11 protein-coding genes are annotated in these 11,434 nt (G+C 72.9%); 7 read left to right on the forward strand and 4 right to left on the reverse strand.

Translation table 11 applies throughout. The annotated features are described in order from the left end of the window. Positions 1–93 precede the first annotated feature (93 nt). The gene (locus ACFPP6_RS13285; RefSeq protein WP_058045755.1) at positions 94–297 is read left to right on the forward strand and encodes an antitoxin; all 204 of its coding nucleotides are present in this window, start codon (positions 94–96) and stop codon (positions 295–297) included. A 37-nt stretch (positions 298–334) separates the two neighbouring features. On the opposite strand, the gene ACFPP6_RS13290 is transcribed toward ACFPP6_RS13285, so the two are convergent. Then, positions 335–895, reverse strand: coding sequence for a GNAT family N-acetyltransferase (locus tag ACFPP6_RS13290; protein ID WP_382040731.1), 561 nt, complete (start codon positions 893–895; stop codon positions 335–337). Between the two features lie 59 nt (positions 896–954). Beyond that, entirely contained in the window at positions 955–1,512 is a 558-nt protein-coding gene (locus tag ACFPP6_RS13295; RefSeq protein ID WP_382040734.1) for a GlcG/HbpS family heme-binding protein, read from the reverse strand. A 216-nt stretch (positions 1,513–1,728) separates the two neighbouring features. On the opposite strand from ACFPP6_RS13295, the gene ACFPP6_RS13300 reads away from it, so the two are divergent. The 4 genes from ACFPP6_RS13300 to ACFPP6_RS13315 all read left to right on the forward strand — a co-directional run bounded on the left by ACFPP6_RS13300 (position 1,729) and on the right by ACFPP6_RS13315 (position 6,219). Next, complete coding sequence (locus ACFPP6_RS13300) at positions 1,729–2,892, forward strand: sensor histidine kinase (protein ID WP_382041027.1); 1,164 nt, start codon at positions 1,729–1,731, stop codon at positions 2,890–2,892. Further along, entirely contained in the window at positions 2,889–3,614 is a 726-nt protein-coding gene (locus tag ACFPP6_RS13305; protein WP_382040736.1) for a response regulator, read from the forward strand. Before ACFPP6_RS13300 ends, ACFPP6_RS13305 begins: the two co-directional genes overlap by 4 nt. 380 nt (positions 3,615–3,994) lie before the next feature. After that, positions 3,995–5,617 (forward strand): M4 family metallopeptidase, encoded by a 1,623-nt coding sequence (locus ACFPP6_RS13310; RefSeq protein WP_382040739.1) that lies wholly within the window; start codon positions 3,995–3,997, stop codon positions 5,615–5,617. Between the two features lie 104 nt (positions 5,618–5,721). Further along, the gene (locus ACFPP6_RS13315) at positions 5,722–6,219 is read left to right on the forward strand and encodes a hypothetical protein (protein ID WP_382040741.1); all 498 of its coding nucleotides are present in this window, start codon (positions 5,722–5,724) and stop codon (positions 6,217–6,219) included. Positions 6,220–6,283: 64 nt separating this feature from the next. On the opposite strand, the gene ACFPP6_RS13320 is transcribed toward ACFPP6_RS13315, so the two are convergent. Then, positions 6,284–7,012: a pentapeptide repeat-containing protein gene (locus tag ACFPP6_RS13320; RefSeq protein ID WP_382040744.1), complete on the reverse strand. Its 729-nt coding sequence runs from the start codon at positions 7,010–7,012 to the stop codon at positions 6,284–6,286. 141 nt (positions 7,013–7,153) lie between these two features. Between ACFPP6_RS13320 and ACFPP6_RS13325 the strand changes: the two genes are divergently transcribed. Beyond that, entirely contained in the window at positions 7,154–8,161 is a 1,008-nt protein-coding gene (locus ACFPP6_RS13325; RefSeq protein WP_382040747.1) for a zinc-binding dehydrogenase, read from the forward strand. A gap of 296 nt (positions 8,162–8,457) precedes the next feature. Continuing rightward, positions 8,458–10,116 (forward strand): MFS transporter, encoded by a 1,659-nt coding sequence (locus tag ACFPP6_RS13330; RefSeq protein ID WP_382040750.1) that lies wholly within the window; start codon positions 8,458–8,460, stop codon positions 10,114–10,116. A gap of 130 nt (positions 10,117–10,246) precedes the next feature. Here ACFPP6_RS13330 and ACFPP6_RS13335 read toward each other — a convergent pair whose 3' ends face one another. Then, the gene (locus ACFPP6_RS13335; protein ID WP_382040753.1) at positions 10,247–11,392 is read right to left on the reverse strand and encodes an aminopeptidase P family protein; all 1,146 of its coding nucleotides are present in this window, start codon (positions 11,390–11,392) and stop codon (positions 10,247–10,249) included. Positions 11,393–11,434 lie beyond the last annotated feature (42 nt).

An 11,434-nucleotide genomic window follows, 5' to 3' on the forward strand; every position in this document is an offset into this window, starting at 1 on the left:
CTGCGCGCCGCCCGCCGCGGGGCCCAGCGAGGATGCGGGCCCGGTGGATTGCGGAGATGCTGGTTGCGTCAGCGTTCCGTGAGGAGGACGGCCATGTCCATGCTCGACAAGCTCAAGGGTCTGCTCAAGGGCCATGAGGACACCGCTCGGCAGGGTGTCGAGAAGGCGGGCGACGCGTTCGACGCCAAGACCCAGAACAAGTACCAGAGCCAGGTCGACACCGCCCAGCAGAAGCTCAACGAGCAGCTGGGGACCCAGGAGCGGCGGCCGGGGGACGAGCGCCCGCCGACTCCCTGATCCAGCTCCCCGATCCTGATCCGGATCGCCGATCCGGTCACCACAGCCGGTCGGTCTCCCCCGGGTAGAGCCCGATGCGGCTCCTCTCGAAGGCGGCCGCGGCACGCTGCGCCCGTGCCGTGAAGAACGCGGCCATGGTGACCTTGTCGAAGCCCGGCCGGTCGCTGGGGAACGGGTCCTGCGGCGTGCCGCCGATCAGGACGGTGCCGGGCAGGGCGGTCCAGCCGGCGCTCTCGTAGAACCCCTGCAGCGGGCGGTCGCACGTGAACAGTCCCACGTCCACGGCGCCGCCGTCGGCGATGAGCTCACGGGCGGCGGCCACCAGCCGCCGCCCGTATCCCTTGCCGCGGTGTGCCGTGTCCGTGACGACCGCGCTCAGGCCCGAGGCCCGGTAGCTCCGGCCGCCGTGGATGATCTCCTTGGACAGGATGTCCAGCGCGGCCCGTACGCCGCCGTCCGGGGCGAGGAGCAGCACGGCCACGGGGCGCAGGGCCGGGTCGTGGGGGCCGCCGCCGGGCCAGGCCTGGTCCTGCAGGGCCTCGATCTGCGTGCGCAGCTCCGGCGGGAGTTCCGGCTCCGCCATCGTGACGATCCGCATGCGCCCCACGCGCCCCTCCCCCGTTCGGCCGCACCCTCGCGGGCCCGTGGCTCCGCAGGCTAGCCCAGCGCCGCCGCGCCCGCCTTCGCGAACTTCTCGTCGAGGTCGCCGCTCGGCGCTCCCGCGACGCCGATGCCGGCGACCGGCGCGCCCTTGACCTGGACCGGCGTGCCGCCCGGCAGGAACAGGGTGCCGGGGATGTCCTTGAGGTTCGGGGCGCTCTGCAGGCGCTTGACGAGCTCCGAGGTGGGGGCGTTCCAGGAGACGGCCGTGAAGCCCTTCCGTACGGCCGACTCGTAGGACTGCGGGCCCGCGCCGTCGCCGCGCAGCGTCACCAGCGTGTTGCCGTTGCGGTCGACGACCGCGACGGACACCTTCTGGCCCTCCTTCTTCGCGGCGGCCAGCGCGGCCTGGGCGGCGCGCGTGGCGGCGTCCACCGACAGGTGCGACGACTCGGTCACGCCGTTGCCGGCCACGGACACCGGAGCCTGGCGCTCCGCCGCGGGCGAGGCCGTTGCCGTGACCGCCCCGAACGTACCGGCGGCGACGACGGCGGCGCCGGCCGCACCCACGAGCACACGGCTCCGGACGGAGAGCTTCCCGAGCGCAGACTTCATTTTCGGCTCCTCAAAACGCCAGTGGTCTGCCAGTGCCTTGGCAGTGGTTTCCTTGCGCTCTCCATCCTTCGGGCCGTCCGCGCCGCGGGCATCGGCGTCCCGGCTGCCCGCCGGGTCAACCGATCGGCTGATGCGGCGGCCCTCCGCACCGGTTAGGAACAGGGGGTGACCTTTACTGACGATGACGAACCCGGCGCCCGCCGCCTCGCCCTCGTCATGCACGCCGCCTTCTTCCTGCTCCTCTCCGCCTCCTTCGCGCGCTTCCTGATCCGGCACCCCGGCGAGCCCCGCACGCCGTGGATCGTCGCCCTCAGCGTGCTGCTCTCCCTGCTCTACGTCCTGCCCCATGCCCTGCCCCACGCCCTGAGCCAGGCTCCCGCGGCACGCCCGCCGCGGCAGCTCCTCTGGCTGGCCGCCGTCGTCGCGACCTGGGTCGTGCTCGTCGTCCTCGCGCCGAGCTTCGCGTGGTGTTCCGTCCCCCTGCTCTATACGGGCCTGCGCACGCTCCCCACGCGCGCCGCGCTCCTCCTGGTCACCTTCCTCACCGGCCTGGTCGTCGTGGCGCAGCTCCGCCTCTCCCACGGCTTCGACCCCACCCTCGTGCTCGCCCCGCCCGCCGTGGCCGCCGTCGCCACGGCCGTCTTCGTCCACACGCAGCGGCAGACGGACCGGCAGCGCGCCCTGATCGAGGACCTGGTCCGCACGCGCCGCGAACTGGCGGCCACCGAGCGGCGCGAGGGCGCCCTCGCCGAGCGGCAGCGGCTGTCGATGGAGATCCACGACACCCTGGCCCAGGGCCTGTCCAGCCAGCGGATGCTGCTGCAGGCCGCGGACCGCACCTGGGAGTCGGACCCGGAGGCGGCGCGCCGGCACGTGCGGACCGCCGCGGACGTCGCGGCCCGCGGCCTGGCCGAGACCCGGCGGTTCGTCGACGACCTGGCGCCGCCGCAGTTCGACGGCGGCGCGCGGCTGGAGGACGCGCTGCGGGCGCTGGCGGCCTCCGGCACGGCGGAGGGGACCGGGGTCCCGGTGCTCTTCCACGTCGACGGCGTGCCGGTCCCGCTGCCGGACGGCGTGCGGGCCGCGCTGCTGCGCATCGCCCAGGGCGCCCTGGCGAACGTCCGCGAGCACGCCGGCGCCGCCACGGCCGCGCTCACCCTGAGCTACCTCGGCGACCAGGTCGTTCTCGACGTCGCGGACGACGGCCGGGGGTTCGCGCCGGACGCGCCCGGCGCGCCGACCGGCCCGGCCGGCGGGCGCGGCCACGGGCTGCCCGCGATGCGGGCCCGGGTGCGGCAGCTCGGCGGCTCCCTGACCATCGAGTCGGCGCCCGGCGAGGGCACCGTCGTCTCCGCCTGCATTCCCCTGGAGCCCCAGTGACCGACCGCCCCGGCCCCGTTCACCCCGGTAGCCCCACCCGGCCCATCCGCATCCTGCTCTGCGACGACCATGCCGTCGTACGGGCCGGGCTGCTGGCGCTGCTGTCCAGCGCGCCCGGCATCGAGGTCGTCGGCGAGGCGGGCGGCGGCGAGGAGGCGGTCGTGCTGGCGGCCCGGCTACGGCCCGACGTCGTCCTGATGGACCTTCAGCTGGGTCCGGGCATGGACGGGATCGAGGCCACGCGGCGCATCGTGGCCGATGCCGGAGGCAGCGCCTCCGCCGGCACCGGCATCGGCGCCGGCACCAGCGGCGGCACCGGCGGCGGCCCGTACGTCCTCGTCCTCACCACCTACGACACGGACGCCGACATCACGCGGGCCATCGACGCCGGAGCGACGGGGTACCTGCTGAAGGCCGAGCGTCCGGAGGAGCTGTTCTCGGCCATCAGGGCGGCCGCCGAAGGCCGTACGGCGCTGTCGCCGCCCGTCGCGGGCCGCGTCATGGCGCGGATGCGCGGCTCGGTGCGGCCGGCGCTGACCGACCGCGAGCGGGACATCCTGGGGCAGCTCGCCCGCGGGCTGGGCAACCGGGAGATCGCACGCGCCCTGTTCATCAGCGAGGCGACCGTGAAGACCCATCTGGGGCGGATCTACGACAAGTTGGGCGTGGACACCCGGTCCGGCGCCGTCGCCGTGGCAAAAGAACAGCGCCTTTTGCCGTGACTTCACACCGACTTGATGCCGCCGGCCCTAGCCTGGCCGCGCCGGCCTCGTAGCGGAAGCGGTACCACCGCCTCAGCCCCCGGCGGATTGCATGCAATCTCATCCGATCGCATGCAATCACTGTCCTCGCACTGAGATGCGACCGGTTTCAAGTCCGGACCAGCCCTGTGCAGTTCACCGCATAGCGGAACAGAACAACCGCGTTTCGGAGAACGGCAGATCAAATCCTTGTTGCGCCCCTGTCAATGTCGCTCAGGGGATGGCACTCTCTCCTCAATCCACTCATGCACCACTCCTGCACCACCGGGCAGCCGTAACCCGTGCTGCCTGAACCCCCCTCAAAGGGACGTGACTTCACGGCCCGCACATAGGAGACAGAGTTGAGAAGCGTCACCTCCACCTCCCGCAAGAACTCCCTGCGCGCCGCCGCGCTCGTCGCCTCCGCCGCCATGGTCGTCGTGGCCGTGCAGACCGGCTCCGCGAGCGCCACCGCCGACAAGGCGAGCGAGGCTTCGCCCCTCGCCGTGTCCGCAGGGCAGCGGGTCGCCGCGATCAAGGACGCGCAGTCCGCGGCCCCCTCCACCGCCTCGAAGCTCGGCCTCGGCGGCAAGGAGAAGCTCGTCGTCCGTGACGTGATCAAGGACGCGAACGGCACGGTCCACACCCGCTACGAGCGCACGTTCGACGGTCTGCCGGTGCTCGGCGGCGACCTCGTCGTGCACGAGGCGAAGAGCGGCTCGCGCAGCGTCGACAAGGCGACCGACGCCGAGATATCCGTGCCCAGCACCACCCCCGCCCAGGCCCCGGCCGCCGCGAAGAAGAGCGCCCTCAGCGCCGCCGCGGAGGAGAAGAAGACCGACAAGGCCGGTGCCGAGCGGGCGCCGCGCAAGGTCGTCTGGGCGGCCTCCGGCAAGCCCGTCCTGGCCTACGAGACCGTGGTCACCGGCGTCCAGAAGGACGGCACGCCCAGCAAGCTGCACGTGATCACCGACGCCAACACCGGCAAGAAGCTCTTCCAGCGCGAGGCCATCGAGACCGGCTCGGGCACCAGCACCTACAGCGGCACCGTCCCGCTGACCACCACCAAGGGCGGCTCGGGCTACCAGCTCGTCGACGGCCAGCGCGGCGGCCACAAGACCTACAACCTGGCCCAGGGCACCGACGGCACCGGCGACCTGTTCACCAACTCCACCGACAGCTGGGGCGCCGGGGACCAGAAGGCGGGCGTCGACGCGCACTACGGCGCGGCCGTGACCTGGGACTTCTACAAGAACGTGCTCGGCCGCAGCGGCATCAAGAACGACGGCGTCGCCGCGTACTCGCGCGTCCACTACGGCGACAACTACGTCAACGCCTTCTGGGACGACGAGTGCTTCTGCATGACCTACGGCGACGGTGAGGGCAACAAGAACCCGCTGACCTCGCTCGACGTGGCCGCGCACGAGATGAGCCACGGCGTCACCTCCGCCACGGCCGGCCTGGTCTACAGCGGCGAGTCCGGCGGCCTCAACGAGGCCACCTCGGACATCTTCGGCACCGCCGCCGAGTTCTACGCCAACAACAGCACCGACAAGGGCGACTACCTCATCGGCGAGGCCATCAACATCCGCGGCGACGGCTCCCCGCTGCGCTACATGGACAAGCCCAGCAAGGACGGCGCGTCCAAGGACTACTGGTCCTCCTCGCTCGGCCGCCTGGACGTCCACTACTCCTCGGGCCCGGCCAACCACTTCTTCTACCTGCTGTCCGAGGGCAGCGGCTCGAAGACGATCAACGGTGTGACGTACAACAGCCCGACCTACAACAACTCCAAGGTCGCGGGCATCGGCCGGGACAAGGCCACCAAGATCTGGTACAAGGCCCTGACCACGTACTTCACCTCCACCACCAACTACAAGGCGGCCCGCACCGGCACCCTGAAGGCCACCGCGGACCTCTACGGCTCCTCGAGCGCGGAGTACAAGGCGGTCGCCGCCGCCTGGACCGCGATCAACGTGAAGTAACCCGCAACGACGAAGTGAGCCGGGAGCGCCCCGCCGCCGACGCGGGGCGCCTCCGGCTCGCACACGTTTACGCGTCCGGCCCTCCGCCGTGACACCATCGAAGCGTGATCGACCTCGGCTACTCGCTCTCGCGCCGCTTCCCCGACCCTCCGCAGACGGACTACCGCACGGCGGACGTGCGGACCCTCCGGCACGACCTGTTCTGCGGGGACGTCTACATCGCGGACGTGAAGAAGGACCGCGAGCTGTCCACAGCCTGGGGATGGGTGCCGGTGCTCGACTTCGCGTGGGCGCTGTGCGACATCATGGAGCAGATCGACCGCGACCCGCGGGGCAGGCGCTCGGCGACCACCCAGTTCGCCGAGCTGGACTTCACCGAATCCACCGACTGCATGCTCTTCGAGCGGCGCTTCGGCTGGGTCGAGGTCTCCGCCGACTGGATGCCGGCCGACGAGCCCGCGCTCACCTTCGACCACCGCGCCCTGCGCCGCGAGGCCCGCGACTTCCTGCACGACCTGATCGCGGACCTGTCCGACATGCACGAGGGCCTCGCCGACAACCCGGTGATCTGGGACCTGCAGAGCCGCTTCCCGCGCGTGTAGCCGGCCCGCGCGACCGCAGTCCGCAGCCCGCCGCCTCCGGTCCGCAGTCCGCAGCCCTCGGCCTTCAGTCCTCCGCGGCCTCCACCCGTACACCTATCTGCGCCGCGAAAGCCGGAGCAAGATCCAGGAGTTGGGACGGGCTGATCACCGCTCCCGCCAGGCGCTCGATGCCGCGGGCGATGTCGATCTCCGCCGCCGCCCGCAGATCCACGTCCGTCATCCGGGCCGCCGTGAAGTCGGCGCGGCGCAGCACGCAGCCGCGGAAGGCGACGCGCTCCAGCCGGGCTCCGCCGAAGTCGGCCTCGGAGAGGACGACGCCTTCGAAAGTGACGTCCTTCAGCTCCGCCCCGCGCAGATTCAGATAGTCGATCTTGCCGCCGCGGACGACGACCCGCTCCAGCACCGCGCCGTGCAGCTGGGTCCCGCCGAGCCGGGCGTCCCGGACCTCCACGTCCCGCAGGCCCGCCTTCGACAGGTCGGTGCCCACGCCGCGGACGCCGTCCAGCACGCAGTCCGTGAAGCGGGCGGCGACCAGCTCCGTCCCGTCCAGCGCGCAGGCGTACAGGCCGCAGTCCAGGAAGCGGGCGCCTGTCCCCGACTGCCCCGCGAAGTCGGCATCCGTGAACGCGAGGCCGTCGTAGTCCCCCTCGGGCTCCAGCTCCGCGCCGTCGTACGGCCGCAGCTCGGGCAGCCGCACCTCCGGGACCCTCACCCCCACCCCGGGGCGTTCCGTACCGGCCCGCTTCGTACCGGCCCGCTTCGTACCGGCCCTCTTCCTGCCGTCCGTCGTCATGCCGACCACCGTGACACACGCCACTGACAACGCCCCTGACGGCGGCCGCGCCACGCCTTGACCTCAACCATGACTGAGGTTGAAAGCTCAAAGGCATCACCGCACGAGACGCGCAACACGCGACACCGCTGGGAGACCGCCATGCACGCCGTACGACTGCACGAATTCGGCCCCGCCGAGAACCTCACCTACGAGCGCACCGAGGACCCCGTCCCCGCCCCCGGACAGCTGCGGATAGCCGTCGCCGCCGCCGGCGTGCACCTCCTCGACACCGCCCTGCGCTCCGGTCTCACCAGCCCCCTTCACCCCGCCCCCGACCTGCCGCCCATCCCCGGGCGCGAGGTCGCCGGAACGGTCGACGCCGTCGGCGAAGGCGTCGACGGGCACTGGCTCGGCCGCCGCGTCGTCGCCCACCTGGGCATGGTCCCCGGCGGTTACGCCGAGCTCGCCGTCGTCACCGCCGACAAGGTGCACGAGCTGCCCGACGGGCTCGGCGAGGCGGAGGCCATCGCCATGATCGGCACCGGCCGCACCACCCTGGCCATCCTCGGCTTCACCGTGCTGACCGGCAAGGACGTCGTCGTGGTGCCGGGCGCGGCCGGCGGCATCGGCGCCCTGCTCGTGCAGTACGCCAAGAACGCGGGCGCCACCGTCGTCGGCCTCGCCGGCGGCCCCGCCAAGACCGAGCGCGTCCGGGCCCTGGGCGCCGACGTCGCCCTCGACTACAACGACCCCGCCTGGCCCGACGCCGCCCGCGAGGCCCTGGGCGGGCGCTCGGCCTCCGTCGTCTTCGACGGGGTCGGCGGCGAGGCCGCCCGCGCCTCCGTCGGCCTGCTCGGGCCCGGCGGCAGCCACTTCGTCTTCGGCTGGTCCGCGGACGGCATCACCAGCGGCGGCCCTTCCTTCACCCCGAGCGAGGAGGAGCTCGCCGCCCGCTCCCTCACCTCCCGCAACGTCCTCGGCCCGGCGATGATGGAGCGCATCGGCGGCCCCGAGGGCCTGCGCCGCCTGGAGGCCACCGCCCTGGCCGACGCCGCCTCGGGCCGCGTCACCCCCCTGGTCACCCGCTTCCCCCTCGCCGAGGCCGCCGCCGCACACGAGGCCCTGGAGACGCGACGAACGGTGGGGAAGGTCGTCCTCGTGCCATAGGAACGACGGGGGTGGCGGGGTTGCGGGGGCGGGAGCCGCCCCACAGGACCGCCGCAACGGCGAGCACCCCACCCGGCCCGGCCGGCGGTGCCGGGCCGCCTCGGCGGACACGGGGCCGCGGCACCGCCGCCACCGCCGCGCGGGCCGGTCCCGGGCAGCGCCCCGGGCCCCGTCCCGACAGGCGCCCGTCACCCGGCAGGCCTACGCTGGATTGCGGATTCTGCGCGCCACGCGCACTACGTGCACCCGCGCGCACCACGCGCACCGCGCACGCCACGGCCGCGAGAGCAGGTCCCATGAGTTCCACGAACAAGGGCCCCATACCCCCCGGAACCCCCGCCACCGCCGCACCCGCACCCGGATCCGCACCCGCCCCCGACCCCCGCCGCTGGTGGGGCCTGGTCGTCATCGCCGTCGCGCAGCTGATGGTCGTCCTCGACGCCACCATCGTGAACATCGCCCTGCCCTCCGCGCAGCGCGACCTCCACATGTCCGACGGCAACCGGCAATGGGTGATCACCGCCTACACCCTGGCCTTCGGCGGCCTCCTCCTGCTCGGCGGCCGCGTCGCCGACCTCGTCGGCCGCAAGCTGACCTTCATGACCGGCCTCGTCGGCTTCGCCGCCGCGTCCGCCCTCGGCGGCGCCGCCCACACCTCCGGCCTGCTGTTCGTCGCCCGCGCCCTCCAAGGCGCCTTCGGCGCGCTCCTGGCCCCCTCCGCGCTCTCCCTGCTCACCACCACCTTCACCGACGGCAAGGAACGCGCGAAGGCCTTCGGCATCTACGGCGCCATCGCCGGCGGCGGCGCCGCGATCGGGCTCATCGCCGGCGGCCTGCTCACCGAGTACCTCGACTGGCGCTGGTGCCTCTACGTGAATGTGCCCATCGCCCTGATCGCCCTGCTCGGCGCCCTGGCCTTCCTCCACGACGACCGGCGCCGCCGCGGGGAGCGCCCCCGCCTGGACATCCCCGGGGTCGTCCTGGGCTGCGGCGGCCTCGTCGCCGTCGTCTACGGCTGCAGCGAGGCCCAGCCGCGCGGCTGGGACGACCCGCTCGTCCTCGGCCTGCTGTGCGGGGGCGTGGCGCTCCTGGGCGCCTTCACGTGGTGGCAGGGCCGCGCCCGGCACCCCCTGCTCCCCCTGCACATCGTCCGTGACCGCAACCGCGCCGGGGCCTTCCTGGTGATGGGCCTGGCCGTCATCGCCATGTTCGGCATGTTCCTGTTCATGACCTACTACCTGCAGGTCGTCCTCGGCTACTCCCCCGTGAGGACCGGCCTGGCCTTCCTCCCGATGACCGCGGCCATCGTCGTCGGCTCCACCCAGATCTCCGCCCGCCTCATGACCCGCGTGCCCCCGCGCACCCTGATGGTGCCCGGCACGTTCCTCGCCGCCGGCGGGCTGTTCCTGCTGACCTTCCTGCCCGTCGAACCCGCGTTCGTCAGCCACGTCCTGCCCGCCGAGCTCCTCGTCGGCCTCGGCATGGGCCTGGTCTTCATGCCCGTCATGGCCACCGCCACCGCCGGCGTCGCCCCGCAGGACGCCGGCGTCACCTCCGCGACGGTCAACACCGCTCAGCAGGTGGGCGGCTCCATCGGCACCGCGCTCCTCAACACCATCGCCACGTCCGCCAGTACCGGCTACATCACCACGCACCTGAAGACGGCGGCCGCCGGCGGGGTCGTCACGCCCGCCGTCCGGGCCGGCGTCGTGAAGACCGGCATCGTCCACGGCTTCCAGATCGCCATCGCCTGGGGCGCGGGCATCATGCTCCTCGCCGGCGTCACCGGCTGGTTCCTGGTCACCGCCCGCGCGCCGAAACACGCGAGCCCGCTCGGCGGCGCCGAAGCGGCCGCCGTCACCACCGGCGCCGCCCCCGCGGAAACCCGGGCGGCCGCCGAAGCCGAGGAACGGCACCGCATGCGCGCACCCGAACCAGGGGACGGCCCCGGGTAAGCCGTCTCAATCCGGCTCAAGCCTGACGCAGGCCCGGCGTAAACCCGGCTCGAGTCCGACTCGAGTCCGGTTCAATCCTGGCGTAAGCCCGACTCGAGCCTGACGCAACCGCGATACGTGTAAGGCCCTTTCAGGCCACCACCCGCATCCCGTGCGACGTATTGTTCAGCCTCCGCCCGCCCGAGTCCGTGCACACCACAATGTCCTCGATGCGCACCCCGAAACGCCCCGGAAGGTAAATCCCCGGCTCGATCGAGAAACACATCCCCGGCACCAGCGGCAGGTGCTCGCCCTCCACCAGGTACGGCGGCTCGTGCGTCGTCACCCCGATCCCGTGGCCCGTACGGTGAATGAAGTATTCCCCATAGCCCGCGCCACGGATGACCTGCCGCGCCACCCGGTCGATCTCCTGGCACGCCACACCGGGGCGCACCGCCTCGAACGCCGCCTGCTGCGCCTCGCGCACCACGTCGTGCACCTTGCGCTCCTCGGCCGTCGGCTCGCCCACGTGCACCGTGCGCGTGGTGTCCGAGCCGTAACCGTCCTTCAGGCCGCCGAAGTCCATGACGACCATGTCGCCGTCCTCGATGACCCGGTCGCCCGCGTCGTGGTGCGGATTCGCACCGTTCGGACCCGAGCCGACAATCGTGAAATCGACCTGGCTGTGGCCGTGTTCGCGCAGCAGACGCGCCAGGTCCGCCGCCACCTCGCACTCGCGCCGCCCCGCGAACCGCAGCCCCACGACCTGCTCGTACGCCGCGTCCGCCGCCGCGCCCGCGGCCGCCAGCCGCTCCACCTCGTAGGCGTCCTTCACCGCCCGCAGCATCGGCATGACCTCGGTGAACGCCCCGTACGACACGCCCGGGCAGGTGCGTTGCAGCGCGAGCACGTGCAGCGCCCACGCGTTGTCGGAGACGCCGTAGCGGCCCTTGGGGTCGAGCAGCGGGGCCAGCGCCGCGTACGGATCCTGGCCGTCGCTCCAGCCGGTGACGGACAAGGACCGGGCGGCCGGGGCACGTTCGGCGTCCGGGCGCTCCAGGGCGGGCACCAGCAGCCGCGGCCGGGTGCCCTGCGCGATCAGCAGCGCGGTCAACCGCTCGGTCACGGGCGGGCGGTAGCCCGTCAGCCAGTCCAAGTCCGGGCCCGGTGTGACGATCAGACCGGCCAGACCGGAGTCTGCGGCCGCCACGGCGGCGCGCTCCAGGCGGGCGGCGTAGGCGGGCCCGCCCTTCGGTCCGCCGGGCGGGGTGGGGGCGGAGGCGGCAGCATCGCTCATGGGGGCAGAGTAATCCGGACGAAGGCGGTCGGCGACGCGATT

Source organism: Streptomyces aureoversilis (genome assembly GCF_042657885.1).
Taxonomy (GTDB): domain Bacteria; phylum Actinomycetota; class Actinomycetes; order Streptomycetales; family Streptomycetaceae; genus Streptomyces; species Streptomyces aureoversilis.

What these genes read in the sequence shown, in the direction of transcription:
- ACFPP6_RS13295 (WP_382040734.1), bottom strand. Translation starts at nt 1,512, where the DNA reads ATGAAGTCTGCGCTCGGGAAGCTCTCCGTCCGGAGCCGTGTGCTCGTG.
- ACFPP6_RS13325 (WP_382040747.1), top strand. Translation starts at nt 7,154, where the DNA reads ATGCACGCCGTACGACTGCACGAATTCGGCCCCGCCGAGAACCTCACC.
- ACFPP6_RS13300 (WP_382041027.1), top strand. Translation starts at nt 1,729, where the DNA reads ATGCACGCCGCCTTCTTCCTGCTCCTCTCCGCCTCCTTCGCGCGCTTC.
- ACFPP6_RS13285 (WP_058045755.1), top strand. Translation starts at nt 94, where the DNA reads ATGTCCATGCTCGACAAGCTCAAGGGTCTGCTCAAGGGCCATGAGGAC.
- ACFPP6_RS13320 (WP_382040744.1), bottom strand. Translation starts at nt 7,012, where the DNA reads ATGACGACGGACGGCAGGAAGAGGGCCGGTACGAAGCGGGCCGGTACG.
- ACFPP6_RS13335 (WP_382040753.1), bottom strand. Translation starts at nt 11,392, where the DNA reads ATGAGCGATGCTGCCGCCTCCGCCCCCACCCCGCCCGGCGGACCGAAG.
- ACFPP6_RS13290 (WP_382040731.1), bottom strand. Translation starts at nt 895, where the DNA reads ATGCGGATCGTCACGATGGCGGAGCCGGAACTCCCGCCGGAGCTGCGC.
- ACFPP6_RS13330 (WP_382040750.1), top strand. Translation starts at nt 8,458, where the DNA reads ATGAGTTCCACGAACAAGGGCCCCATACCCCCCGGAACCCCCGCCACC.